Consider the following 26784-nt stretch of genomic DNA (forward strand, 5'->3'; position numbering starts at 1 on the left):
TTTTGTCAAATCAGTAGTGCAGGCACCAATCAGGCGTAGTGGAAGCCCTTTGGCAGCCCCGCATCCTGGACATGGCCATAGAGTGCCTCGCCAGGCAGACCGGACAGGATGATTGGGCGCGCCGCAATCAACTTGTCGATGTCGATTCCGGTCTTGAGGCCCATGGCCTCGAGCATGAACACGAGATCTTCCGTCACGATATTGCCGGTGGCGCCCGGTGCATAGGGACATCCGCCCAGGCCTGCCTGGGAGGAATCGAAAGTAGTCACGCCGACGTCGAGCGCCGCTACGACATTGCCGAGACCCTGGCCACGGGTGTTGTGGAAATGCGCGCCACCGGCCTTTTCGCCAACTTCGCTCTTCAGCCGCTTGAACAGCCGCTTCACCTGCGCCGGATTGCCGTATCCCGTCGTGTCGGACAGGCCGATCGTGTCTGCGCCAGCGTCGGCAAGCATGCCGGCGAGCCTGATGACCCAGTCTTCCGAAATCGCGCCTTCCATCGTGCACCCGAAGGCCGTCGAAATTCCGACCTCGATACCCGGCCTGTAGTCATCCGGTTGCTCGTGACGCAGGCGATTGACGCGCGCAACATCCTCGACCGCTTCCTCGACAGTGCGGTTGATATTGGCCTTGCTATGCGCCTGCGAGGCCGAAACCGGCATGGTGATCTTTCGGGTGCGCGCCGCGAAGGCTGCTTCAGCCCCGCGAAGATTGGGGACGAGGGCCAGGACCGTCAGGTCCGGGATTTCGATCGCCGCCTGGACAAGATCGGCACAGTCGGCCATCTGGGGAAGAAGCTTCGGCGAGACGAAAGATCCGACCTCGATCTCGGACAGACCGGATGCGGCGAGCGCCTTGATCCATGCGATCTTGGTTTGCGTCGGCATGATGCGCTTGATGCTTTGCAACCCATCGCGCGGTCCGACTTCGCTGACGATGACGTCACGGTTCTCCGGTCCCATCGGAATCTCCTCCAACTCCAAAAACAGAATGTGTTTCTACTAGACGGAAATACTAACATCGTCAAACCTTTTGCAGGACGATTATGATCGGTTCAAGCATAAAGGCCGCTTACTAAAACGCCGCGAATTTCCGGAACTTATTGGTTTTTCGACAAAATATCATCTGCGGCTGTCGTCTCCATTTTAGGCGAGATGCTGCAAGTGCTAGCAGACGGCTGGCGCAGAGTTGCAGTGCAACATCTAATTTTCTTGACAATACCGGAGATTCGTCCAATTCCTAGGTATAACAGAAATTATTTCTATCTAGCAGAAATGGAGGAGGGCGCCTTGAGCCAACCGTTCCGTGACAACAGCAGCCTTCCGCTTGCGGGCATCAAGGTCGTCGAGTTTTCGCACATGATTATGGGGCCGAGCTGCGGCATGATCCTCGCTGACCTTGGCGCCAACGTGGTCAAAATCGAGCCTTATCCCAACGGCGACAATACGCGCCGGCTGAATGGTTCTGGAGCAGGCTTCTTTCCTACGTTCAATCGTAACAAACGCAGCCTCGTGCTTGATCTGAAGTCGAAGGATGGCAAGGACGCCGCCCAGAAGCTCATCGATCAGGCGGATGTTTTGATCGAGAATTTCCGCCCCGGTGCGCTCGACAAGCTCGGCTTCGGCTATGATGCCCAGAGCGCCAGCAATCCCAGGCTGATCTATTGCTCGCTGAAGGGCTTTCTTTCCGGCCCCTACGAACACCGCGCAGCGCTCGATGAAGTCGTTCAGATGATGGGCGGGCTTGCCTACATGACCGGCCCCACGGGGCGCCCGTTGCGCGCTGGCGCTTCCGTCAATGATGTCATGGGGGGCATGTTTGCAGCGATCGCCATCCTTGCCGCCTTGCAGGAACGATCGATGACGGGGAGGGGGCAGCTTGTGCGCAGCGCACTCTTCGAGAACAACGTATTTCTCGTTGCCCAGCACATGCTGCAGATGGCAGTCACCGGAAAGCCCGCTGCACCTCTGCCGGAACGTATCTCGGCCTGGGCCGTCTACGATCTCTTCGACACCGCCGACGGCGAGCAGATCTTCGTCGGTGTCGTCAGCGATACCCAATGGGTGGCATTTTGTACGGCCCTTGGCTTGGAGAAGTTCCTCGACAATCCCGATCTGCAGACGAACGCCGATCGCGTCCTGCATCGTGCCGACTTCATGCCCGACATCAAGGCGATCTTTGCAGCGATGACCCTGAAGGATGCGCTGGCGCGTTGCGAGGAGATCGGACTGCCGTTTGCGCCGATCGCCAAGCCGCAGGACCTGTTCGACGATCCGCATGTCAGCCAGCCGGGCGGGACGGTCGATGTTGTTCTGCCCAATGGCACACCGACCCGAGTTCCGACCTTGCCGATCGATTTCAACGGCGAGCGGCTTGGTCTGCGCTTCGATATTCCGCGTTGTGGTGAACACAGCGTCGAGGTCCTGCGCGAGCTTGGCTACGCCAAGGCCGATATCGACCGCATGGTCGTCGAGGGCAGCGTCGGTTGCGACGGCAATCGCGGCGAGCCGGCACCACTGCGCAAGCTTGCATGACTTTCAAACGTCGCGTTCTGCGCGGCGCGCATCCCGCGTAGGGAGGAGATGATTGGGATTGGAGACCCGATCGAAGATTGGCCGCAGATGACTGCGGCACGCCACTGGGAGGAGCCCATGACAATGCAATCAGCCTCGGCTGTGGAACTGAGAAACGTCGCCGTTAAGTTCGGCGCCTTTACCGCGGTCGCGGAAATGAACCTGACTGTCAAGGATGCCGAGTTCGTCGCGGTCGTCGGGCCGACCGGCTGCGGAAAATCCACCATCCTCAACGTCGTCACCGGCTTGTTGAAGGCCGCCAATGGCGATGTCGAGATTTTCGGCGAACGGTTGAAGGGGTTGAACTCCCGTAGCGGATACATGCTGCAGCAGGAGGCAATTCTGCCTTGGAAAACTGCCGAAGATAATGTCGGGCTCGGCCTGGTCTTTCAGGGCGTTGCCAAAGACGAGGCCCGTGCGCGGGCCCGTGAATGGATGGCAAAGGTCGGGCTCAAGGGTTTCGAGAAACGCTATCCGCACCAATTGTCAGGCGGACAACGCAAGCGTATCGCCATGGCGCAGACGCTGATCATGGAGCCGAAGATAGTCCTGATGGACGAGCCGTTTTCGGCACTCGATGTCCATACGCGGCGCCTGATGCACCGTATTCTTCTCGATCTGTGGCAAGCCGACCGTCGCTCGCTGATTTTCATCACCCACGACCTGGAAGAGGCCATCGTGCTTGCGGACCGTGTGGTCGTCATGTCAGCCGGCCCCGGCAGCCGGATCGTCGGCGACGTCGAAATCAACTTGCCGCGCCCGCGCGATGTCTCGCAGCTCGCGACGACGGACGAATTCATGCGGCTGTACCGCCAGATCTGGGACATGCTCGGCAAGGAAGTGGAGAAAAGCTATGTCAATCAGTGATACGACTGCAAGCGTCGACACGCAGCGCGCGGCGGGCGCTTCTGTCCGCCTTCCTTACAGGGCCAAGGTCCACTTCGCCCAGGTCGCGATCCTTGTCGGCTTCCTCGGGCTTTGGGAATCTGGTGTGCGCAGCGCGCTGCTCGACCCGTTCTTTTTTCCGGCGCCAAGTGCGATCGTGCTGCGCGTCTTCGAATGGGTCCAGACGCGGGAATTGTGGACCGACCTTGGCATTACCCTGCTCGAGACTGTGCTTTCCTTTGTGATCGGCATTACCGCGGGCACCGTTCTCGGCGTCTGGCTGGGCTTGTCCAAATTTGCCTCGGATGTTTTCCAGCCCTTCATAAAGGTCTTCAACGCCATTCCCCGCGTGCTGCTTGCGCCGATCTTCGTCATCTGGTTCGGCATCGGGCTCGCCTCGAAAGTGGCGCTCGGCGTGATGATCGTGCTCTTCATCGCCTTCTTCAACACCTATCAGGGCGTGCGTGAAGTAAATCCGGTCGTGCTGGCCAATGCTAGGCTCCTGAAGGCAAGCAAGCTTGCCCTGTTGCGCCACGTCTATCTGCCTTCGGCGACCAGCTTCATCCTGTCTTCCCTGCGCGTTTCTGTCGGTATGGCCGTTCTGGGTGCGGTCGTCGCCGAGTATCTCGGATCGTCCTACGGTCTCGGCAACCGTATTGGCCAGGCCGAAGGTGTCATGGATGCGACAGGTGTATTTGCAGGTCTCGTCATTCTGTCAGTCTTCGTGGTCATCCTCGACGGCCTGGTTGACCGTCTCGAGAAGCGTCTGCTGGTCTGGAGACCGGCATCGCATCCTGAGCATGAAGCATAATTTCATCTTGAGGAGGAGAACCAAAATGAAATCACGTATTGCAGCCCTCACCGGAACAGCCTGCCTCGCCCTGTCGCTGTTATTCGCGCAGGCGCGCGCCGCCGAACCCGAAAAGAAAGACATTTCCCTTGCAGTCGGATCGGTGATCATGAGCTACATGCCGGTTGGTCTGGCCGATGCAACAGGTGCCTTCAAAAAGGAGGGGCTCAACGTCACCGTCGAAAACTTCAAGGCTGGCGGCTCGAAGGCGCTGCAGGCCCTGATCGGCGGTTCCGTCGATGTGGTCGTGGGCGCCTATGACCACACGATCCAGATGCAGGCCAAGGGCAAGTTCGTCCAATGCGTCGTCCAGTTCAATACGCTTCCCGGCAATTCTCTCGCCGTTCGCGCAGCGCTCGCCGACAAGATCAATTCGGGGGCCGACCTTAAAGGTCTGAAGATCGGCATCACGACGCCCGGTTCTAGCACCGACATGGCCATTCGCTACTATCTGCAGCGCAATGGTCTGAAACCGACGGATGCGCAGATCATAGCAGTGGGCAGCGGCACGCCTGGCATGGTGGCGCTGGAGCAGGGCAATGTCGATGCGCTTATTTACTGGGACCCGGTTGCGACAATCCTGGAGCAGAAGAAGGCGGTCAAGGTGCTGTTCGATGCCCGCACGCCGGAAGGCAATATGAAAGCGTTCGGTGGCTCGGTCTCGCCCTTCGCCTGCCTCTATGCCACCAAGGACTTCATCGACAAGAACCCTGAGACGATCCAGCGCCTGGTCGACGCCTTCGTCTCCACCTTGCGTTTCATCCATGACAAGCCCTCGGCCGAGATCGTCGACGCACTTCCCGATACCTGGAAACTTCCGAACCAGCGCGATCTGAACATTGCGATCATGGACGCGTCGAAGCAGATGTTCTCGACCGACGGGATGACGATCCCCGATAGCGTCAAGATCAATTACGGCATCGTCAGTGCCTATACCGACGACGTGAAGAATGCCGATATCGACCTGACGCAGACCTACACCAATCGCTTTGCCGAGGAAGCCGCCAAGCGGTTGAAATAAACTTCACCAAACCGTGGCGGGGTAGGCCCGCCGCGGCGCCTCTCCGGAGCATCACGATGTTTCTCTTCAATCCGCCGGTTGCCATCGCATCCGAAATATTTACGACCATGCCGGGCGAATTTCGCAAGACGGGGATCAGGTCCGCCTGGGGAGATGCGAACAAGCAAGGCCACCCCGTAGACTGCTTCATTGAGGGTCCTGCTTTCGACAGCGATGGCAATCTCTACATCGTTGATATCCCGCACGGCCGGATTTTTCGGATTTCGCCCAGGGGCGAGTGGGTGCTGGCTGCCGAATATGACGGCCAGCCGAATGGCCTGAAGTTTCATCAGGACGGCCGGGTCCTGGTTGCGGACTATCGCCGGGGCCTCCTTCACTTCGATCCGGAAACGGGTAAGGTCACCGAAGTTCTGGCGCATCGCAATTCTGAGGCTTTCAAGGGGCTGAATGATCTGGCGATCGCCTCCAACGGCGATATTTATTTTACCGACCAGGGCCAATCCGGCCTGCATTCACCCACCGGACGCGTGTTTCGATTGTCTCCCTGCGGCCGTCTCGACTGTTTAATGGATAATCTCCCAAGTCCCAATGGCCTTGTACTCAGCCCCGACGAGAAGGTGCTGTTCGTCGCGATGACCCGCGACAATTCCGTCTGGCGCGCACCCTTGATGCGGGATGGATCGGTGTCGAAGGTTGGGCGCTTCTGCCAGATGTTTGGCACCAGTGGTCCCGACGGGCTTGCGATGAGTGAGGACGGCAGCCTCTTCGTTGCTCATGCGTCGCTTGGCGCCGTCTTGATGTTTGCACCTAGCGGAGAATGCATCCAGGTCATAGAAAGCTCCGCTGGCAAGACCTGTACCAATATTGCTTTCGGTGGGTACGGCAACAGCGAACTATTTATTACCGAGTCGGCAACCGGTTCTATCCTGCGCGCGGGTACCGAGCACAAGGGTATCGCGCTCCCTCGTTGAGACCAGCCCACTGAGCATTCGGGACAACTCGTGAACTACTCCGGAATCGGCGCCCCCATCGGGATGAACCACGTCACAACCCAGAAATACGTCGGTATATTCGAGAGCCTCTTCCTCGCCCGAACCGTTCAACCTTGGTTTTCGAACAAACTAAAGCGCTTGACCAAAACCCCTAAAATACATTTCCTCGATTCTGGTCTGCTCGCATCTCTTCGTGACCTGTCTCTCGAGAGAATGCGGCACGACAGAGGGCAGTTCGGAGCGTTGCTTGAGACTTTCATTTTTGGGGAGATACTCAAACTCGCCAGTGCCGCACATACACGATTTGAGTTTTCGCATTTCCGAGACAAGCAGCAGAATGAAGTCGATATTGTCGTTGAAGACAGGCGAGGGCGGATTGTCGGCATCGGGATAAAAGCCGCAGCATCCGTCACAAATTCCGATTTCTCTGGCTTACGAATTTTGGCCGAAGAATGCGGAGAGCGCTTCGTATCAGGCATGGTCCTTTACGACCACCACAAGGTAATTCCATTTGGAGAACGATTATCGGCGGTTCCAATTTCGGCGTTGTGGCATTAGCGCCTGGGAATTCTCACTAGGCTCCAGACGCGCGAGCGGTCCTGGAAGTCCGGCGGAAAAATGGGAATTAGGTTCGATTCCCTTCAAGAGCTTTGCGGTTCAGAATGTCTGCGTTTGGACCAAAGCGGTCGTCTCCCATCCCTAACCATCCGGTTTCGGGCGGCGGGAAGGAACCTCCCCGCCGACTAAGCATTGCCGCCTTGGAGGCGCGCGGCATCAAGTAAGCTCGGCAGCTATCGTCAGCGGCTGGAGGACGATATCGGCAAGTGACGATGCGCCGACCTGGAACGCGCGTTGATACTCTTCATCGTCAACCATCGCCTTAAACGCAGCTCTCCCCGGATACTGAACGAGTAATACCGCATCCCACATGCGCGTGTCACCGTCCGTGAGTACTGGTAGACCATTGCCACGAAACAAAATCTTTGCTCCGAAGCGCGCCAGTATCGGTTCAGCCATTTTCAGATATTCGAGATGCCTCTCGCGGCCACCATCGGGATCGAACCTTAGAAGGTTCAACATGACGACGGCTTTGTCATCTTTGGCGTTCAAGAACTCAGCGAACGCAGTGGGTGAAAACGCAACCATTCGATCTTCCTCTAGTCTTGTGTCCGATAGGCCAAGTCATTTGAGACGTTGTGACCCACGGTACTGAATCATCACCGTGCAGTGATGACGATGTTATCGGTGCTTGCTGCTCAGGCGACGTTTTGCAACGATCCCACCTCTTCAACGTTGGTGGAGAGGGCTATTGCCTTTTGAGCGTCGAGCGAGGCGAGGCGACTGACAAGTACACCGCGAATGGCGAAATAAGCATCGCTTCCGAGAGCCAGACGGAGAGGCGCGGGGTTCGCGTAAACGGAGTCAATCATGGCGTTCGCCATTTTGACCGGATCGCCATTGTTCGGGACCAGACCTTCTGCAACGGCGCGACGGAAGTCTCCGACCGGCGTACCGTCGTAAATTTCCATCGGCCGTCCAGACACCATGCTGCCCCCCATGAAGTTCGTCCGTGCCAGACCTGGTTCGACGATGGTGACTTCGATGCCGAAAGGGGCGACTTCCTGCGCAACGGATTCCATGAAGCCTTCGACCGCCCACTTTGTCGCATGGTAGACGCTGAGGTTGGGTATGGCGATTTGGCCACCCATGGATGCGAGCTGGAGAATGCGACCGCCACCCTGATGACGCAGATGAGGGATGACAGCACGAATGACCTGGATGGAACCGATCAGGTTGGTGTCGATCTGGAGGCGAATCTGGTCGTCCGTCAATTCCTCAGCAGCGCCCGACAAGCCGTATCCCGCATTGTTTACGACCACGTCGATGTGTTCGACCTCCTCGAATGCGGAACGAACAACGTTGCGGATCCCATTGATATCGGTGACGTCCAGACTTGCCACCGAAAGCTGGTCACCGTAGCGCGCCTTCAGGTCATCCATCGCTGCGACCTTGCGTACAGTACCGACGACCCGGTCGCCCCGGGCGAGGAGCTGCTCAACCAGAGCGCGGCCGAAGCCGGAAGAGGTGCCAGTAATAAACCATGTCTTAGCCATCTGAATTTCTCCGGTAAGGTGGCCTGGCAGCTCTCCGCTGACGCAGGGGCGAAGGATGATCGGTGTACATCGATGCCGTCCGATTGCCTTCGATGGTCACTTATCGCCGCGATCGGGATCGGGTTGAACCCAGAATGCCGCCATGGTAGTGTTGACTGCATGTCAATACCGCCCTTGTCTTCCGATCTACTCCAACTCCTCTGGTTTACTCGCATCGTCGAAGCCGGGTCGTTTTCGGAAGCAGCGCGGCGGTCGAACAGCTCTACCTCCGCGATGTCCAAATCGGTCAGTCGGCTGGAACAGGCGCACGGGGTAAGACTTCTCAACAGGACGACGCACTCTCTATCGACGACGCCCGAAGGGGACCGTCTACTGGCTATCGGCATCAAGCTCCTGAGCGATCTGGAAGAAGCCCGTGACGCCATCGGTGAAGTTGGCCATCAAGGAGCTGTGGGGCGTGTCCGTATCAGCGCACCTCCTTCATTTGCCAAGAGATGCATTCTGCCTCGCCTGCCGGAGTTTCTCCGTGCGAACCCAAGTATTTCGGTAGAGATCGAATTCAGCGCCGATTTCCTCAACATGGCAGTGCGCGGGATCGATATTGCTATCGGAGGTGGAGACGTGTCAGGACTGCCCGGTCACTTCGTTCGCCAACTTTGTACGTTTCCGTGGATCGTGTGCGCGACGCCCGACTACATCAGCGCTCATGGACGGCCGGTCACTCCGTCTGATCTAGCCAGCCACGATCTTATTGGTTTGCGCAATCGGGTAAATGGGCAGGTCGAAAGCTGGCGTTTCCGTAGCCCGGTGGACGGAAAAACGATCCGTCACCAGCCTAAGGCGCGACATGTGTTCGATGATCCAGAAGCTGCGTGGGACATGATCCGCTCTGGAGTTGGTATAGGCTATGCGCCAGCGTGGGTCGGTATAGAGGACTGGAAGCAAAGTGTTGTGACCGAGGTTTTAGGCAATTGGCGTAGCGGTGAAGTCCCGCTCTACGCCGTGAGGATCGACAAACGTCACACGCCTTCACGTGTACACATCGTGCAGGATTTCATCGTCGAACTGACGCGAGCCTCGCACGAAGCTTTCTCTGAATTGGGTGTCAATCGCTAGTCGGGCAAGATTCAAGTCATGGACGAGAGTATCATTCGATCTCCGGATTGATAGATGATGGCTGGCCTGAGACGAGTATTTCTTGACAGGCGGCCGGTTGGTGCGGCGAGCGTTGCGATCGGGTGATACGAGCCATGACAGCCATATTGAGTATCACCCAGTCTGCGCCAGATGAATTCTGCTAATTGAGGGCCATAGAGTTGCCTCGCGCAATAACAACGTCATGGCCGCGTGCCTTCAATTCATCGATAGAAGCAATCCCCATGAGCGCCAGGCTGACGGAGACTTCCTTTTCGAGGATGGCGATCACGCTGGCGACGCCGTGCTCTCCCGCAGCGGACAGCCCGTAGGCATAGGCGCGGCCAAGCATTACGCCATCGGCTCCGAGACCGATCGCCTTGATGATGTCTGTACCGCGGCGAATGCCGCCATCCAGCATCAGGCAGAAGTCTGGACCGACGGATGCGCGAATGCCGGTCAGGGAGCGGATCGTGCTGGATGCACCGTCCAGCTGACGCCCCCCGTGGTTTGAAATCACGACGCCGTCGCAGCCGATGCCGCGCGCCTTCACGGCATCGTCGGCCGAAAGTACGCCCTTGACGACCAGCTTTCCCGTCCAGCGTTCGCGCAGCCACGAGAGATCTTTCCAGGAGAGCGTCTTATCGATGCCGCGTGACAGATTTGTCGCCTGCTCCAGTGCGCCGCGGCCGAACTCCGGACGATGGTCAATCGCGCGTACCGAAGGCATCCCACCGAGTGCCATTTCCGCCAACCAGCGCGGGCGAAGGGACAGACGGGCGAAGAGGCCCGGGGTCATTCGCGTCAGCGAACGGAAGCCGTTGCGCACGTCGCGTTCACGGATGCCGGTAATCGCTGTGTCGACAGTGACGAACAGGGTATCAACGCCTGCCTGTTCCGCAGCGACGAGGAGCTCCTCGCAGAGCGTGCGGTCCTCGAGCACATAGAGCTGGAAGTGCAACGGTCCTTTGGTCTGGGCCCGGAGGTCGGTAAGCGACGCAATGGAGAAGGTCGAGAGGCAGAAGGGTATATTGGCGGCATGGGCGGCGCGAACCGCTTTTATCTCGCCATTGCCCGTATAAAGACCAAGAAATCCGACCGGGCCCAGCATGAAGGGTAGAGGGTGGCGCATGCCTAGATAGGAGGCTGAAAGGTCCTGCTGCTTTGGTTCCACCAGTACATGCTGCTTGAGCTCAAAATCGCCGAAGTCTGCGCGGTTGGCTTGCATCGTAACTTCGTCGAACGATCCGCCGTCAATGTAGTCGAAGAAGATCTTCGGCAATCGACGGCGTGCGAGTTCGCGATAATCAGAGACATTTACCGGCTTCATCTCAGCCTCGCTCCGGATCAATCGCATCAAAGAAGCGAGACAAGGCATCCTCGCCCTCAACAGGTTCGCTTCCAGCCAAGACTGCACTCGACAGGCCAATCAGGGATGATGCCGGATTATGGCTCGTCGCACCCGCACGAAGGTTCATCACCAGTGTTGGACACAGGAAGAGGCCGAGGCGGACCACCCGGCGCCAGTCAGCGGGAAGCATGCCGCGCGCCTTCAGCTCGGCAAGAAGCGGCCTCCACATGACCTCGCCCTTTACGGCAAGAAGTTCGCGCCGGACCTTACTCGGCTCGTAATTGGTGGTGATCCGAAGCATGTCGTCATCGAGCGTGACGCTTGCCGAATAGCGCTCTCCAGCAAGAGCCGGGTCATATAGCCAGAGCGGATGGGCGAGGATGTTGTGAAACGTCGTCTTCACTTCCGCGAGGAGCGTCGGGATATTCTCACCGGCGAAAGCGGGGTCGAAGAAGGAGAGGCGGGCGTCGCTGCCGTTGTCCTCATACCAGACATTGGCGTTATGGGCGTCGCCATGGGCGGTAACCCCCCCGGCATCGGCGAGTTTCGCTGGGTTCAGCCGTTCATGCGCCTCGTCGAAAAGCGCTGCGAAACCGTCGCGATACGCGATGCCGTTAACGCAGAAGCGAAGCCCGGAGAGGGTTCGCCAATCCAGGGTCATGCCCGGCAGTTCGAACGTCTTGCCAACATAGAAATTTGCCAGTCTGCCACCGGGATAGATGCCAGTGAGGGGATCGATCAGGCGCTCATAGAACAATCGATGAACCGGCTCGGCTGACACTTCTGTGGGCGTGACAACGTGCAGCGTTTCCAGATACACTTTCAGAACCGCCTCATTCAGCCTGCGCTCGGCCTCCACCGCCTTTGCGCGGGCTGCCGGGTCGTCCTTGAGGTCCAGCGCGCGCAACACGTCGGAAAAACGCGGGTCGCTGCGGCGGCGATAGACGAGGATCTGTTCACCCGGCAGCACGGACATGAGCAACGGCTGGTCGACCGGCAGACCTGCGCGGGCGAGAATATCGGCGCGGTAATATTCTCCGCTCATTGCCTCTTCGCCCTCCTCCTGATGGAACTTGAAGAAGAACTGACCCTCGTCAGTTTCGAAGAAGCCATTGAGGGAATTGAGACTGTACTGATCCTGATTGATCGCCACATTCCTTGCTTCGATGCTGAAAAGGTCACGCAGCAAGTCGGCAAGCATTTTTTCCGCTCTGCCATCGGCGGCCTTGGCGATTTTTCGGATTTCCGCGGTGCGGCTGGCGGGCTGGGTCATGGCAATTGTTCCGGATGTTGTCTTATTTGCTGCCGTGCAGATAGCGGCTTCCAAGCGAGTAGCGGCTGCCGACATAGGTAAGCGTATTGACGGTCGCGACGATCGGGCCCGTCCAGGTCTTGCGGTGCAGGACGAGACAGCTGTCGCCAACGCGGATCTGCAACAGGCGCGCATGGGCCTCGCTGGCCGGCAGAGCGCTGATCAGGTGCTCGACTTCGGTGAGCGGCGTTGCATTCTGGAGATAGTCGTAGGTTGCCGCCGTGGTAAAGTCCTGCTCGACATAGCCTGAAACGAGGCTGGGGTTGACGTAGCGTTCCTCGAGCTGCACCGGCAGATCGTTTTCAAAATGAATGACGACCGAATGGTCCACCGGTCGGCTGATATCGAACTCAAAGGCAAGCAGGAGTTCAGGCTCCGGCCGGACGATGCGTTCCAGCACGACAACCTCGGCGCGGTGGCGACCGCCACGGGCCCTGATTTCGGTCATGATGTTGCTGATCTCGATCAGCGTCGATTGCGGTTTTGGCGGCGCGACAAATGTGCCCACGCCCTGGATGCGGCGCAGATGCCCTTCCGAGGTGAGCTCCCGAAGTGCGCGGTTGACTGTCATGCGCGAAACGCCGAGCGTCGAAACCAGCTCGTGCTCCGAAGGCAACCGGCTGTTGCGCGCCCATTTGCCGCTGCCAATGTTGCCGAGAACGAAGTCCTTCACCTTCTCGTAGAGTGGCGAGGCGGAATCTGAAAGTGCAGTCATGGTCACTGTCTCCGCCTCCGCGTCGCTGCGCCGGCATTGTTGAAGTGACGTGTCAGACCTATTTCGACACGTCTATTATCGTCTTCAAAGCGCTGCTTTCACCCCGCAGCAACCGGTCATAGGCGGCGGGGACATCATCGAGTGAGGGCAGCACCTCGATAAAGCGGTGGAGAGCCGGCGCGAGCTCTGTCAGCAGCGCCGTTGCCTCCGGCAGTTCGTTGCAAAAGGCGTGGCAACCGATCAGTGAAATTTCGCGCTCGACAAGAATATTGGGATCGAAATCAAGCTTGCCGTGGCTGATGCCGACAAGCGCCAGACCGCCGCCGCCGGAAAGGAGGCCTACGGCCCGGCCTATCGCCTGAATGCTGCCGGTGGCGTCAAGCGCATAACGAAGGCGGTCACCCGAAAGCGCGGCGTCTATCACAGCCTTGTCGAGTGTTACGATCTTGCCACCTGTCACGTCACTGACGCGTCGGGCTCGCTCCGCATTCAGGTCGGCGAGCAGAACCGGGCCGTCGTGCAGGCGGGAGAGGATGAGAGCGCTCAGCCCGCCGATCGTGCCGCAGCCGACGACGAGCACCGGCTCCCCCCTGGGAACAGCAAGGCGGCGTACCGCGTGCAGCGCCACGGCGAGCGGTTCTGCCATGGCAGCGATATGTGGCGAGAGTTGCGGATCGTGGCCGACCAGCAGCTTGGCCGGCACCTGCACCTCATCGGCAAAACCGCCGTCGCATACTTCGCCGACAAAGCCCAGGTTTTCACACACATTGGTGCGGCCACTCGAACAGGCCGGGCAGAGGCCGCACCACATGCGCGAGTCTGATGAAACGACATCGCCGATCGCAAAATCAGTCACACCGTCGCCGATCGCCGTGATGCGCCCGCAGAATTCGTGACCGGCGGTGGACGGACGACGGGAAATCCATTGTCCGGTGCGGTAATTGTGCAGATCGGAACCACAAATCCCCGCTGCCCTGACTTGCAGATTGACGAAGCCTGCCGGCGGCGAAGATGGGGAGGCCATCTCTTCCACACGCAGGTCGTTCGCATCGTGAAGCCGCACCGCCTTCATGGATCAGGCACCCTTTTTCAGATAGGCGTCGCGCACCGGAGAAACCGCGAGCGCATGCGAGGAGAAGCCTTCGTAAAGAGCGAGGTTATGGGAATGTCTGGCGAATTCCGGATAGGCTGGCGGCGTGACATAGCCGATCGAGCTGCGCTTGACGAAGTCGGTCACCGAAAGCGGCCCGAAGGTACGTGCCCAGCGGCTGGTCGGTAGCACGGCGTTCGGGCCGAGCGAGAAATTGGCAATGCTGACCGGCGTGTGGGTGCCCATCAGAATTTCGGAGGCTTCGGTGATATGTCCGAGATGGATGAACGGTTCTTCCGACAGTAATTCAAGATGTTCCGGCGCATAGGCATTGACGAACGCGTAGCTCTCCTCAATCGAGGACGTCAGGACGATACCGCCGGTCTTGCCGGTGAGAACGGTCTTGGAGAAAGCGACGCGCTGCTCCGACATTTTGGCCCAGTGTTCGGGCAGGGCCGCGATCGCCTCTTCAACGACGCGCCGGCTATGGGTGACGAGATAGGCCGAGGAATCGGGGCCGTGTTCCGCTTCGATCAGCAGGTCAAGCGCGGCGAGGCCGCCATGGACCGTATCGTCAGCGAGGATCATGACTTCCGAAGGACCGGCCGGCAGGCCGGTATCGATGACGCCGGACAGCGAACGCTTGGCGGCGACGACCCATGGGCTTCCCGGACCAACGATCTTGAGCGCCGGCTTCACGGTCTGCGTACCGTAAGCGACGGCGGCCACCGCCTGGGCGCCGCCTACCTTGTAGACGGTATCCACGCCGGCGAGGCGCGCGGCAACCAGTGTGGCCGCATCGACCGAGCCATCGGGCGCCGGCGGTGTGACGATGGCAAGGTTCGGAACGCCGGCAACGACCGCGGGCACAGAGGTCATCATGGTGACAGACGGAAAGGATCCCTTGCCGCGTGGAACATAGAGCGCTACGGACTGGATCGGCGTGAAGCGATCACCCGCAAAGGCACCGGGGCGAATTTCCTTCAGCCACATGGCTTCCGGCTTCTGCTCCTCGTGGAAATGGCGGATATTGTCGATGCCGAACTGGATGGATTCGATGACGCTTGCATCAACCAGCTTGAAGGCCGCGTCGAATTCGGCTTCGGTGACTTTGAGATTGGTTTCGGTCACGTCGGCCTTGTCGAGTTCGCGACCGAAGCGAGCCAGTGCACTGTCGCCTTCGGTGCGAACGGCTTCGAGGATTGGGGCAACCTTTTCGATGAAGCTCGAGATGTCGCTTTCCGAACGGCGCAGCAGGGCGGCCTTCTCATCGGCATCGAGCTTGGAATAGTCGTAGAAAGACACTGATGTCATCGTCTTGTCCTTGATAGCTGGCCATACGGCCGATTGGTCACTTCGATTTCAGGAAGATGTCGAGGCCGACGAGGCGGTCGAGCAGCGCGATCGCGATCCCGGCGCAGGCGATGAACACCACGGAAATGGCGGCAAGGTCCGGTGTGATGATCGAGCGGATGGAGTTGTAGATCTGGACCGGCAGTGTGACGCTTCGCGCGTCTACCAGAAGCAGGCTTACGAGGAACTCATTCAACGCCAGAATGAACATCAATAGAGAGCCGGTGATCACGCCCGGCAGGACGGCGGGAAGCGTGATGTATAGGAAACGCTGCAAGGGTGGCGCACCGCAATTTGCGGCCGCAAGTTCCAGATCCGGCGACAGGTTGCTGGCGCTTGCCGTCACCGCCCAGATCATGAAGGGCAGGTTGATGACCGAGCAGGCGATGCCGACGGGCCATAGCTTGCCAAGCACACCCATCTGTCCAAAGGCGAGCATCATGCCGATGCCGGAACCGATCAGCGGAATCGTGAAGGGAAGCAGCAGATAGATCTGGATGGAGCGGGCAAACCGTACCCGATATTTGGCGAGCGCAATACCGGCGAGCGTGCCGACGGGAATGGATACCAGGGTGCAGATCGCCGCGACGATCAGTGAGCGGAAGAAGGCCTGGCGCAGATCGGTGGCGTGGGCGATCTTGCTATACCATTGCAATGAAAACCCGTCCGGCGGGAAGGTGATGATGTTTCCGGAAGTAAACGAGGCACCGAGAACCACGATGGTGGGTGCCGACAACATGAGGAGCGCGGTGGAGACGAAGGCCCAGATGACGATGGATTTGCTGCGGCTGCCGGTCATTTGCGGTCGCCCCCCATGGCAAGCGTGCCTGCACCGAAGACCATGAAGACGACACCGACGAGAATGGAGCCAACCGCGACGAGCAGCAGCGAGAGTGTCGCGCCGAGGCCTTGGTCGGAGGTGCGGAAGAACTGGTCGTAGATCGCGTTAGCGATAAAATCCTGCGTCCCCCCGCCAAGGATCGCGGGAATGGCAAAGTCCGTAAGGGAGAGCGTGACTACGACAAGACCGGCTCCGACGAGGCCGGGGCGCGAAAGCGGCAGGACGACATGACGGAAGGTGCGAAGCCAGCTGGCGCCGAGGGAGGCGGCGGCGGCCTCGAGTTCCGCCGGAATGGCGGTCAGGGCAGGTGCCAGCATCAAAACAGCGAAGGGCAGCATGTATTGAACAAGGCCGAACAGAACAGCCGGGTAGTTATAGAGAAGGCGTATCGGTGAGACACCGACCAGGCCGAGAGCCTCGTTGACCATGCCCTGGTTGCCGAGAATGATCAGCCAGCCATAGGCGCGTACTACCTGACCGATGAAGAAAGGCAGGAACAGCGCAACCAGCAGGAATTTGCGCAGCGCCGAGGAGGACGTGCGCACCATGAGATAGGCGTAAGGGAAGGCGAATATCAGCGTGATGACGGTAACGATGAGCGAGCCTATAAGGCTGCGGCCCGCGACGGTGGCAAAGAACTTTTCCGTGAGCGCCCGCTGGTAATTGGCGAGCGTATAGGTCTCAGACATCAGAAACGTATTCGTGTCCAATGTCCGAAGACTCGTATCGCCGATCTGTATGAGGCCGAGGACCAGAAGGCCAACCAGCACGATGGCCGGCAGCAGCATCAGATAGGGCAAACCCTTCTTGAAGCTGGAAGGCCAGAAAATGGCCGCAAATCGTTCGAGCATATCCATGACGCGCCACGTCAGGGGATATGCGACACGGGAAGCGCGCATGAATACCGATCCTCGAGCGGTCCCGGCAAAGGCTATGGCGCATTTGCCAAAGAGACCGCGTTACCTCTTAACCTCAAGTGGAATGCCCGCCGTCACCTGAACGACGCGACGGGCGGGACAGGGCTTCAGCCCTGCATGATTTCCTTGAACTTGGCGAACCACTGGCTCTCGTTTTCGACCTGGATCTTGGACGAAACCCGGATCAGGTGTTTGAACTCTTCTTCGGTCGTAGGATAGGACGGGTCGCCCACGAGGTCGGCCGGCGGTTTGACGCCCGGAATGACGCCGGGAAGTCCGAGGCCATCAAGCCAGACCTGCTGGGCTTCCTGGGTCAGGGCGTGGTTGATGTACTGCTTCGCCCAGTAGAGTTCGTTCTCCGGCAGGCCCTTCGGAATCCACAGGCCGTCGGTATCGAATTTCGCACCTTCTTCCGGAACCACCCATGCGATCTCGATGCCGTTCTTCTTGGCTTCGCGGGCATTGGTCGAAATGGTGCAGGCAGCGTCGATTTCGCCTTTCTGAAACCAGGTGGTGAAATCTGGGTCTTCGCCCAGCAGCGGCTGCTGCGCCTTGATCTTCGAAATGAAGTCCCAGGCGGGTTGCATGTTACCGGGAATGTCTTCGAGCTTGCCGCCACCTGCGACCTGCGCCGGGAAATGGAAGCCAATGCCGTCATTATAGAGCGCGATACGGCCCTTCAGCTTCGGGTCGAGAAGGTCCTTCCAGGACTTCGGAGCTCCGTTCGGAAACGCCGAAGGGCGGTAGGCCAGCACATAGACGTAGCCATAAGTATTGACGATCGGATAGCCATCGAGACCGACCGGCTTGGCAAGATCGGTGGCGTTCTTGAGATTGGGCAGGTCCGAGAGGTCTTCGGTGACGCCACGCAGCGCCGACTTCGTGGCATTAGTCGTGGTGTCCCAGTTGATATGGATCGGCGGAACGCGCTTCTGGGCGACGGCGGCCCAGACCTTCGGCTGGATCTCGTTATCCTCGGTCAGGTCGTGGCGCACCGCGATGCCGGTTGCCTTGGTGAAGCTGTCGGAGACACCTGCCTTCAGCGCATCCACCCAACTGCCGCCCCAGGCGCGAACGATGATTTCGGCTGGTTTTTCCGGCTCCTGCGCAAAGGCGCGGCTGACGCCGAGCGTCGATAGTCCGGCATAAGCGCCGGCTGCGGAGAACGACGCCAGCAACGTGCGACGGCGGAGCTGGGCGGTCAGAAATTTATCATGCGACATTGAACATTCTCCTCTGGTCCGACCTTCTGGGGGTCATTTTTGAAAGATATGCATATCCCGTGCATTCCAGCCCAGTCGAACGTCGTCGCCCGGAGCGAATTGCAGATGTGATTCCGGATCGTGATCGAACACGCGCATTACGACGCCTCCGAGAGCCTGGACCCGAATTTCATAAACCACGCGCTCGCCTTCGAAAATGCAGTCTTCGACCTTGGCCTCGACCACGGTCGAAAGGCCTTCGAGGCGGCCATTGGCCGAGGCGATGCGAATTTGCTCTGCCCGAACGGCCCCGGCACAAGCCGCGCCGACGGCGAGATTTTCGTCCGAAGCGACGCCGACAAGGTTGATGCCCGCCGCCGTGATCGTGACATTGGTTGGTGTGACTTCGGCAACCTTGCCTTCGATGAAGTTGGTGACGCCGATGAAGTTTGCGACGAAGGCATTCGAGGGCGCGCGATAGGTTTCCACCGGCCGTGCCTTTTGCTGGATTTCGCCGCCGTTCATCACGATGACCTCGTCTGACACCACCAATGCCTCGCGCTGGTCGTGAGTAACGTTGATGGTGGTGACGCCGAGTTCCTTCTGAATACGGCGGAACTCCAACTGCATTTCCTCGCGCAGCTTGCGGTCAAGTGCCGCGAGCGGCTCGTCGAGCAAAAGCAGATCCGGTTCGAACACCAGGGCCCGGGCAATGGCGACACGCTGTTGCTGGCCGCCCGAGAGTTCGTTGATGCGGCGGTCACCGTAACCGCCGAGGCGTACGAGGTCGAGATAACGCTCGACCTTCTCGGGAATGGTGCGGGCATCATGTCGGCGCATCTTCAGGGGAAAGGCGACGTTTTCGGCGGCGGTCATGTGCGGAAAAAGCGCGAGCTTCTGGAACACCATACCGATCGCGCGCTGGTGTGGTGGCACGGCACTGACCGGCTGCCCGTTGATGAATATTTCGCCGCTGGTCGGGCGATCAAAGCCGGCAATCATCCGCAGCAGCGTCGTCTTGCCCGAACCGGAAGGGCCGAGGATGGTCAGGAAACGGCCCTTGGGAAGATCAAACGAGGCCTGCCTGACGGCGTGAACATTGCCGAAGGACATTCCCACGTCCCTGACGGACACTGCGATGAGGTCAGCGGAAGGATCGACCGAACGAAGTTCTGCTGCCCCCATGAGATTTCTCCTGTCGCGCTTTGATGGTGGGAAATCCCCTCAAAGCTACCTGTGCGCCTTCAGCGGTATGTGGCCGAGTTATATGTACTTGTATATACATATACGTACAACTAGCGTCAACCGAATTTGCGTAATTTTTCGCCTGAAATTTTGTTGCGCAATATTTGTGCAGATGCGAAAATGTTTAGCGGTCAACTCTGCGACTTTGTTTCTCATCGCGTCGAATGACAAGCGTCGAAGACCTCTATTCGGTACTATTTGGCATTCGTTTGTTTATCGACGTCAGATCGAGGCCAGATAGCCGCCGTCCACCGGAATGCAGTGGCCTGTAATATAGGCGGCCGCGTCGCTGCAGAGGAAAACGGCAACGCCGCCAATGTCACTCTCCTTGCCGAAGCGCCGTTGCGGGATCTTCTCCAGCATCCGCGACTGCCAGTCGTCATTTTCATAGAAAACCTCCGTCATAGCTGTGCGAAAATATCCCGGGGCAATGGCGTTTACCCGGATGTCATGCGCCGCCCATTCACTCGCAAGGGCATGGGTTATGCCGAGCAGGCCGGACTTCGAGGCGCCGTAAGGGGCGGCCGTTGGGATGCCGACATAAGATGTCAGCGAGCAGAGGTTGACGATCACGCCCCCGCCTGTTTCGGCCATGATGCGGCCGGCTGCCTGCGCGCAGAAGAATGCGCCCTTCAGGTTTGTCGACAGGATCGACTCCCAGAGTGCTTCGTCAACATCGAACGAAGCGCGGACGTTTTCGAAGCCAGCGTTGTTGATGAGGATGTCGAGACCACCAAGTTTGTCGGCAGCTTCCTTCGTCACGCGAGCGCATGCCTCGACGTCGCGAACGTCCTGGGTGAGCGCCACGCAGCGTCGGCCCAGATTAACGATGCGTGAATGCGTTTCCGAGAGCGCCTCGATCGTGCGCGCCGTGATGGCAATATCGGCGCCCGCCTGCGCGAGGGCGACCGCAATGGCCTGGCCGATGCCGCGACTTGCGCCGGTCACGAGCGCGCGGCGGCCGGAGAGGTCGAAATTCGGCTGTGTCATGGCGGCACCCTTTATTTATTCAGCTTGTCGATGACATCATTTTCATCATAAAATGTCTATACATATTTACGGATAAGATTTGCCGGTTTATCACTGGCCCATCCGCATCTCATGGAGACTGCAAAATGGAAAAGCCTTCAAGCCCCATCCGCGACGAAATCCGCGCGATTGCCCCTTACAATGCAGGTCTGACGATTGAAGAAGTGCGGGCAAAATACGACGTTGCCGCCATCGCGAAGCTGGGCTCCAACGAGAACCCGCTCGGGCCATCACCTGCGCTGCGTCACCTTTTTCCCGATATCGGCGAACTGGCACGTCTCTATCCCGATCCGCAGGGGCGGGCCTTGTGCAGCCAGCTTGCCGCCCGGTTTGGCGTGGATGACAGTCAGGTAATCCTTGGCAATGGCTCGGAAGACCTCATTGCCGTTATCTGCCGCTCCGTTGTTCGTCAGGGCGATACGGTTGCTACGCTCTATCCTTCTTTCCCGCTGCATGAAGACTACACCACGCTGATGGGCGGTGTGATCGAACGTGTGACTGTGAAGTCAGATTTAACGATCGATATCGATGCGTTGCTGGTGGCTATTGCGCGCAAGCCGCGCATGCTGATTTTCTCGAACCCGATGAACCCCGTGGGTTCATGGCTGACGCCTGCTGAACTCGAAAAGGTAATCGCTGCGCTCGACAAGGATACAATGGTCGTCGTTGACGAGGCCTATGCAGAATATGCGGCGGGCGAGGACTATCCCTCGGCCGCCGATATGCTGCGGGATGCCAAGGTGAACTGGGTAGTCCTACGAACGTTCTCCAAAGCCTTCGGCCTTGCGGGTCTACGCATCGGTTATGGCGTCGTCAGTAGCGGCGAGCTCTGCAATTTTCTCAACCGCGCCCGAACGCCCTTCAACACCAACGCCATTGCTCAGGCTTCGGCCGTTGCCGCTCTCAACGATGATGCGCATCTGCGGAAATCCGTCGAACTGGCTCTTGTGGAGCGTGCGCGTATCGCAGGCGAAATCAAATCGTTGGGTTACCGGATGGCGCCGTCGAAATGCAATTTCCTCTTCATCGATGTCGGGGTCAGCGCTGTGCATGCGGCGGAAAATCTGCTCCGCCTTGGTGTCATCGTGAAACCATGGAAACAAATGGGCTTCGACACCTTCATTCGTGTCAGCATCGGCTCTCGCGAGGAGAATGATCACTTCCTCCGTGCCTTCAACCAAATCATGGTAGGTTAAGCTTGGTACTTCGTAGGCCGTCGATCTTAGTTTGTTGAGCAAGTAGTCCTCTCGACGACGCCTTTCGGCTGCTACCATGTGACCTCTTTTCGACCGTTCTTAGCGCCGCCAGGCCAACATCCGCCTAGCGGGCGCAATAGGCCCTGTTCAGAAACGATCCTCGACGCTCAGCGGGCGACGCTTGAGCGGGTAGATTTCTTCATTCAGAAAGCAAAGTTCTATGATCGTTTTCGAGGTCAGTTGAACGAGCGACAGGAAAAAGTAGTCGCCCGCATCTTCAAGGAAGGTACGGCAGGCTTCAAGGGGGGGGGCTAAGTGCCGAAAACTACATTTCGATCACAGACACATCCCGCGCTACAGCAACACGTGACCTTCAGCAGCTCGTTAAGACCTGTGCACTGACGCGTACGGGTGAACGTCGACATACCCGGTACTGGCTGTCATTGCAGAAATAAATTGCTGCTAGTCTAATGAACTCCACCAATGTGATAATGATTGTTCGATTCCGCTAAAAAGCAAAAGCTGGTCAGGAAAAGCTCTCCAGCACCGCCAGGAAGGTATGGCGATCGCCTTGGCCTTCGGTCAGCCTTACCCGCCCCTCGATATCGGCGAGGTGATGGTCCATCAACTGCTGTGCCTTCGCCAGGTCTTTCGCCTTCAGCGCAGTGACGATCATGCGGTGGTGGTCGGCACCGCAGTCGTCCTTCTTGTCTTCTTCATAGAGCGCCATGACGAGGGACAGGCGCGCGACGATCTTGGAGAGCATTTCGGTCATGACGGCATTTCCGCCAAGCTCCGCCAGGACGATATGGAATTTCCCGGAAAGCACCGTCTTCGACTTTTCGTCGCCGTGATGGTGAATATGCTCTTCCTCATCGGTCAGTTTTTCCAGTGCATCGAGTTGTTCGCTGGTGGCGCGGGCCATCACAAGGTCGAGGATCGCGTGTTCGATCTTGCGGCGTGCCTCGAATAGAGCCTTGGCTTCTTCGATGCCCGGTTCTGCGACGAAAGTGCCGCGGTTGCGCTTGCGTTCCAGCAGATGATCGCTTTCCAGCACGCCGAGCGCGCCACGAACCACGGTGCGGCTGACGCCGAAATGGTCGGCAATGGCATCTTCGAGGATCTTTGTGCCGGGTTTCAGAGCGCCTTCGCCGATGGCAGTGGCAAGCGTCGTGCGAATGCGCTCGGAGACGTCGTCATTGGCATTTTCTGCCGCTTCGGCGGTGCTCGGCGCCTTGGGGGCAGATCGCGGGGTCTGCCGACGGGTCTTCTTCATGTCCTGCTCCGCATGCATTCGAGCGGTCGGTCGCTCGATCTGATTACATCCATACACATATTGTTGCGTACATTGATACGCGCTGGAAATCCACTTGATCTTGGGTCTTGCACGATGACGGCAGAGATCTCTACCGTCATCGCGTGGTTCGAAATCAGGCTGCCTGCCGTTTTGCCACGGATGGGGAAAGATCGATGCCATTATCGGCGCAGATGGTCTCGATATGCCTGGCCGAATTGCGAATGAAGACGATGGCCGCGTCGAAGCCATAGGCCTGCTTTGCATAGGACGGGTAGCCGTAGTTGATCGCCTCATAGGTCTCCCAATCCGGGATCTCGCCAGCAGCAACACGCTTTTCAAAAGCGCTGATGAGCGAGAGATAGGCGTCGAGCTCTTCGGCATCGAGGTCCGGGTGCGCAGCGCGCCACGCAGGGTCGTCAATCTCGATGCACTGACGTGGATTGGCCTTGCGCGGCTTGTCTTCGACCGTGGCGGCAACTTCCAATGAGAGATTAAGATCCGGGTTCGCCGCGGCCAGGATTGGAACGATCGCGGCAAAATCCACGATCCCGTGACCGACGGGACGGGTCTGGAAATCGAGGCCGCCCGGAGCGCGGCCCACATAGGCGTCTTTGATATGGGTCTGGCGAACGTATGGCGCGACGCGTCTTGTGGCGTAAACCGGATGTTCCCCGCGCTGCAGGCCGTTGGCCGTGTCGAAGACAACGCCCATGCAATCCTCACCGACCTTTTCGATCAGCCTGAGGATTTCGAAGGACGTAATCTCGTCATGGGTTTCCATATTGAGATGGACACCATTGGCGCGCGCTACGGGAGCAAGTTTCAGCAGGACCTTCTCGATGGCCAGCAACTGCTCGTTCCAGGTGACGTCGGTGCGAAAGCGGTCGTTTGCCAGCCTGCCACGATACTCCGATTTGAAATTGCCCGGCGAGATCCATAGTTCGCGGCAGCCGATGGAGGCGCTTGCCTCGATCATGCGGGTAAAGCCCAGAATGACGTCGCCATCGCCGATCGCACGGAACTCCGGAGCCTCGGCACTGCAATAGGGATTGATCTTGCCGACGCCACTTTCGAGGTAGAGCCCCAGTTCATCGGCTTTCTCGCGGATGTCGCGAAGGACTCCCTTGTCGAGCGTCGGGCTCATGTCGAGAACTGTCGGGAAGAACAGGCCCGCAAGGCCAAGCTCCTTGACAAGGTCAAGGCTTGCGAGCGATCCGCGTTTCACGAACTCGGGAAGCTTCTGGCTATCGATACCCAGTCTCATAATGGTCTCTCCTTGATGTTTCCTGATGGGATGCGCTGCAGTGGCGATCCCTTGGTTGGTTGATTTTCTGGCGTCATTGACTGCGCGCTGGCGCCCCGAAGCTCAATTTTTGCCGCTGTTCGAGCGGCCTTTTGGTGCAAGCTTCCGTTCCAGATAGTGCTGGCCGATGGAGGCGATCGTGGTGATCCCGAGATACCAAAGCGAGGCAACGCACAGGAGTTCGATGACGAGGAAGTTGCGGGCGTAGATGGCCTGCGCCTGTGTCAACAAATCCTGCATGCCGATGACGGAAACGATGGCACTTGCCTTCAGCATGCCGATCGCCTGGTTTCCGGTCGGCGGCATGATCAGCCTCATTGCCTGAGGGAGGACCACCGTTCGCAGAGTCTGCAATGGTCTGAGGCCCAGAGACGATGCGGCTTCGCGCTGTCCACGATCCACGGCATTCAGGCCACTCCGAATGATCTCGCTCATGTTTGCCGCCTCGTGCAGACCAAGCGCCAGGAAGCCGGCCAAGGCGGGTGTGACGATGTCGTTTACCGAAACCGACCAGGACCCGAATCCGATCTCGGGGACGAAGAGCGCGATGTTGAACCAGAAGAAGATCTGGACGATCAGCGGTACGCCGCGGAACCACCAGACAAAGGCGACGGCGATCGCCTTGAGAACGATGTTCTGGCTCGTCGCCATGATGGCAACGAGGCAACCGATGACGATGCCGGCGACCATGGCGCCGGCTGTCAGTTCGAGCGTCAGGACGACGCCGCCAAGAATGACGGGGTCAATCATGTAGCGCGGGATCTCGCTCCACTGGACGCTTTGATTGCGCCCGATAGCCAGGACCATGAGGGCCAGCACAAGGATCGCAATGCTACCGGTTGCGACCTGCCTCCAGAGTATCGGCCTGCGGACTGGAGGCACGATGGTCATGCTGATCGGTTGAGCAAAGAGTGCCATGGCTCATTCCACCGGCATGGAGGCAGCATCGTTGAACTTGACGGTCTTCACGGCAAGCGGGCCAAGACTCCATTTCTCCATGATGGCCCGATAGGCGCCGCTGTCGACCATGTGTTGGAGCGAGGCGATCACGGCATCCCGGAGCTGTGGATTGTCCTTCGAGACCAGCATGCCAAGATAACCGACGGCGAGGCGGACATCGGGCAAGGCTTGCAGGCCGACGCCTTTGCCGGTCTGCTTCTCGGTGGTGTAGACGCTCGTTGCGTAACCGTTGACGGTCGCATCGGCGCGGCCCGTTCGCACGGCCTGCAGGACGTCAGGCATTTTCGGGATGGACATGATCTCGATGGGCGCGGTCTTGCATTTTGCCGAGGCGGCAACGACCAGCCTGTTCTGGAAGGTCCCGACCGGCACGGCGACCTTCTTGCCGCAGAGGTCTTCCATGTTCTTGATGCCGAGCGGATTGCCCCTGACCGTCATGATGGTTGTTGCGTCATACATGTAGTCGATGACATCGACCTGCTTTTCCAGTTCCACATCGTCGTTGATACCGGAAAGCGTGATGTCGAACCGCTTGGAGAGCACGGCGGGAACGATGGCTGCGCCCGCGCCGACATTGGTCATCTGCACATCAATGCCGAGAATGACGCCTAGCGCCGCCGCTAGATCGGCATCGATACCAATCAGCTTGCCAGCCTCGTCCTGGAAGCTGATTGGCGGCGTCAGATCCGTCGCAACCTTCAGCACCTTCTTTTCCTTGATCTCAGAAGGCAGACGGTCTGACAGTTGCTGATTAAAGGCGATGCCCGGAAGCTTCCCCACATCCTCCTCAGGCACCATCTTCACGGGCGTGCCTTCTGCGGCCTGCGTGGTTGAGGAGAGGAGAGCAAAGGCGATGCCTGCCAGGGCGGCTGTGACGGTCTTCTTGAAACTATGCATGCGGAACCCCTTCTTCACATTTCTATTGTCGTGAATTTTCAAGATTGGGTGATGCAATCAGCATGCCAGTTCGGGGTGATGGTTTTTATATATATGTTTTTATTGATTTATTTTGTACGCCGTAGAATCAACTTAATCTACGAACTAAGTTGCGCATGAATATTCGAAAGTATGTGATGAAAAAATAGCCCGCATGGCGTTGTCGGATCATTCGTTTACAGTAACAACATTTAACCTATTGAAAAATATTTATAATCTTAAGATTTTTAAGAACGGATACGGTGCCTTGGTCGTCGAAAAAGCTCCGATACTGATACGATTCAAGAGCTCATGAGCCAAAGCTCTGCCCAACAAATCACCGTCATCTATCAAGGCTGCACAATTAATGAGTTCCAGATATTTTACGATTTTTCATGATTATGAAGTTGCGAAATAACTTAAAACAAAAATAAGTACATATATTCATGTGATTGCTGCCCTCCGTTCGGTGTTGGAAGCGTAGTTGGC

The 26784-nt window shown here is 58.3% G+C and carries 24 protein-coding genes and 2 pseudogenes; 9 read left to right on the plus strand and 17 right to left on the minus strand.

All coding sequences use genetic code 11. The annotated features are described in order from the left end of the window. Positions 1-29: 29 nt before the first annotated feature. Positions 30-962 carry a hydroxymethylglutaryl-CoA lyase gene (locus tag WA845_RS12905; protein WP_100911134.1) on the minus strand — a complete coding sequence of 311 codons (933 nt, stop codon included), beginning with the start codon at positions 960-962 and terminating at the stop codon, positions 30-32. 327 nt (positions 963-1289) lie between these two features. On the opposite strand from WA845_RS12905, the gene WA845_RS12910 reads away from it, so the two are divergent. From WA845_RS12910 to WA845_RS12935, 6 genes and pseudogenes are all read left to right on the plus strand, one after another. Further along, positions 1290-2534: a CaiB/BaiF CoA transferase family protein gene (locus tag WA845_RS12910; protein WP_337322360.1), complete on the plus strand. Its 1245-nt coding sequence runs from the start codon at positions 1290-1292 to the stop codon at positions 2532-2534. A gap of 117 nt (positions 2535-2651) precedes the next feature. Beyond that, the gene (locus WA845_RS12915) at positions 2652-3440 is read left to right on the plus strand and encodes an ABC transporter ATP-binding protein (protein ID WP_107339681.1); all 789 of its coding nucleotides are present in this window, start codon (positions 2652-2654) and stop codon (positions 3438-3440) included. After that, complete coding sequence (locus WA845_RS12920) at positions 3427-4269, plus strand: ABC transporter permease subunit (RefSeq protein WP_100911132.1); 843 nt, start codon at positions 3427-3429, stop codon at positions 4267-4269. The genes WA845_RS12915 and WA845_RS12920 overlap by 14 nt, the downstream gene beginning before the upstream one ends. Positions 4270-4294: 25 nt before the next feature. Continuing rightward, positions 4295-5329, plus strand: a complete 1035-nt coding sequence (locus WA845_RS12925; RefSeq protein WP_112554234.1) for an ABC transporter substrate-binding protein — start codon at positions 4295-4297, stop codon at positions 5327-5329. A 56-nt stretch (positions 5330-5385) separates the two neighbouring features. After that, positions 5386-6300 carry an SMP-30/gluconolactonase/LRE family protein gene (locus tag WA845_RS12930; protein WP_112554236.1) on the plus strand — a complete coding sequence of 305 codons (915 nt, stop codon included), beginning with the start codon at positions 5386-5388 and terminating at the stop codon, positions 6298-6300. A gap of 24 nt (positions 6301-6324) precedes the next feature. After that, positions 6325-6879: pseudogene (locus WA845_RS12935) on the plus strand (ATP-binding protein); the annotation flags it as partial. Between the two features lie 216 nt (positions 6880-7095). On the opposite strand, the gene WA845_RS12940 reads toward WA845_RS12935, so the two are convergent. After that, a complete protein-coding gene (locus tag WA845_RS12940; protein WP_100911129.1) occupies positions 7096-7467 on the minus strand; it encodes a DUF1330 domain-containing protein in 372 nt (123 codons plus the stop codon). A 110-nt stretch (positions 7468-7577) separates the two neighbouring features. Next, positions 7578-8435 (minus strand): SDR family oxidoreductase, encoded by an 858-nt coding sequence (locus WA845_RS12945; protein ID WP_112554238.1) that lies wholly within the window; start codon positions 8433-8435, stop codon positions 7578-7580. A gap of 159 nt (positions 8436-8594) precedes the next feature. Here WA845_RS12945 and WA845_RS12950 point away from each other — a divergent pair, with 159 nt between their 5' ends. Beyond that, positions 8595-9551 (plus strand): LysR family transcriptional regulator, encoded by a 957-nt coding sequence (locus tag WA845_RS12950; protein ID WP_198647594.1) that lies wholly within the window; start codon positions 8595-8597, stop codon positions 9549-9551. A gap of 181 nt (positions 9552-9732) precedes the next feature. On the opposite strand, the gene WA845_RS12955 is transcribed toward WA845_RS12950, so the two are convergent. The 10 genes from WA845_RS12955 to WA845_RS13000 all read right to left on the minus strand — a co-directional run bounded on the left by WA845_RS12955 (position 9733) and on the right by WA845_RS13000 (position 20585). Beyond that, a complete protein-coding gene (locus WA845_RS12955) occupies positions 9733-10899 on the minus strand; it encodes an alpha-hydroxy-acid oxidizing protein (RefSeq protein ID WP_112554239.1) in 1167 nt (388 codons plus the stop codon). Position 10900: 1 nt separating this feature from the next. Beyond that, positions 10901-12193, minus strand: coding sequence for a hypothetical protein (locus WA845_RS12960; protein WP_112554241.1), 1293 nt, complete (start codon positions 12191-12193; stop codon positions 10901-10903). Positions 12194-12215: 22 nt separating this feature from the next. Beyond that, a complete protein-coding gene (gene hutC / locus WA845_RS12965; protein WP_112554243.1) occupies positions 12216-12947 on the minus strand; it encodes a histidine utilization repressor in 732 nt (243 codons plus the stop codon). 58 nt (positions 12948-13005) lie between these two features. Next, positions 13006-14019: an alcohol dehydrogenase catalytic domain-containing protein gene (locus WA845_RS12970; RefSeq protein ID WP_112554245.1), complete on the minus strand. Its 1014-nt coding sequence runs from the start codon at positions 14017-14019 to the stop codon at positions 13006-13008. Between the two features lie 3 nt (positions 14020-14022). Then, positions 14023-15351, minus strand: a complete 1329-nt coding sequence (gene hisD, locus WA845_RS12975; protein ID WP_107327328.1) for a histidinol dehydrogenase — start codon at positions 15349-15351, stop codon at positions 14023-14025. Between the two features lie 37 nt (positions 15352-15388). Further along, positions 15389-16189: an ABC transporter permease gene (locus WA845_RS12980; RefSeq protein WP_100911121.1), complete on the minus strand. Its 801-nt coding sequence runs from the start codon at positions 16187-16189 to the stop codon at positions 15389-15391. Beyond that, the gene (locus tag WA845_RS12985) at positions 16186-17130 is read right to left on the minus strand and encodes an ABC transporter permease (protein WP_112554247.1); all 945 of its coding nucleotides are present in this window, start codon (positions 17128-17130) and stop codon (positions 16186-16188) included. Before WA845_RS12985 ends, WA845_RS12980 begins: the two co-directional genes overlap by 4 nt. A 125-nt stretch (positions 17131-17255) precedes the next feature. Beyond that, a complete protein-coding gene (locus tag WA845_RS12990; protein ID WP_063947077.1) occupies positions 17256-18371 on the minus strand; it encodes an ABC transporter substrate-binding protein in 1116 nt (371 codons plus the stop codon). Positions 18372-18404: 33 nt separating this feature from the next. After that, positions 18405-19535, minus strand: a complete 1131-nt coding sequence (locus tag WA845_RS12995) for an ATP-binding cassette domain-containing protein (protein WP_112554249.1) — start codon at positions 19533-19535, stop codon at positions 18405-18407. A gap of 282 nt (positions 19536-19817) precedes the next feature. After that, positions 19818-20585: a glucose 1-dehydrogenase gene (locus WA845_RS13000; protein ID WP_112554251.1), complete on the minus strand. Its 768-nt coding sequence runs from the start codon at positions 20583-20585 to the stop codon at positions 19818-19820. A gap of 125 nt (positions 20586-20710) precedes the next feature. Between WA845_RS13000 and WA845_RS13005 the strand changes: the two genes are divergently transcribed. Both WA845_RS13005 and WA845_RS13010 read left to right on the plus strand, forming a co-directional pair. Continuing rightward, the gene (locus tag WA845_RS13005) at positions 20711-21820 is read left to right on the plus strand and encodes a histidinol-phosphate transaminase (RefSeq protein ID WP_112554253.1); all 1110 of its coding nucleotides are present in this window, start codon (positions 20711-20713) and stop codon (positions 21818-21820) included. Positions 21821-21967: 147 nt separating this feature from the next. After that, a pseudogene (locus WA845_RS13010) lies at positions 21968-22275 on the plus strand (DUF4172 domain-containing protein); the annotation flags it as partial. A gap of 71 nt (positions 22276-22346) precedes the next feature. On the opposite strand, the gene WA845_RS13015 reads toward WA845_RS13010, so the two are convergent. The 4 genes from WA845_RS13015 to WA845_RS13030 form a co-directional block, all read right to left on the minus strand. Further along, a complete protein-coding gene (locus WA845_RS13015; protein ID WP_112416898.1) occupies positions 22347-23096 on the minus strand; it encodes a GntR family transcriptional regulator in 750 nt (249 codons plus the stop codon). Between the two features lie 154 nt (positions 23097-23250). After that, positions 23251-24381, minus strand: coding sequence for a sugar phosphate isomerase/epimerase family protein (locus WA845_RS13020; RefSeq protein ID WP_112554255.1), 1131 nt, complete (start codon positions 24379-24381; stop codon positions 23251-23253). 102 nt (positions 24382-24483) lie between these two features. Next, positions 24484-25338 (minus strand): ABC transporter permease subunit, encoded by an 855-nt coding sequence (locus WA845_RS13025; protein ID WP_112554257.1) that lies wholly within the window; start codon positions 25336-25338, stop codon positions 24484-24486. A gap of 3 nt (positions 25339-25341) precedes the next feature. Then, entirely contained in the window at positions 25342-26277 is a 936-nt protein-coding gene (locus WA845_RS13030) for an ABC transporter substrate-binding protein (RefSeq protein ID WP_107341139.1), read from the minus strand. Positions 26278-26784 lie beyond the last annotated feature (507 nt).

Source organism: Agrobacterium sp. CMT1 (genome assembly GCF_037203725.1).
Taxonomy (GTDB): domain Bacteria; phylum Pseudomonadota; class Alphaproteobacteria; order Rhizobiales; family Rhizobiaceae; genus Agrobacterium; species Agrobacterium pusense.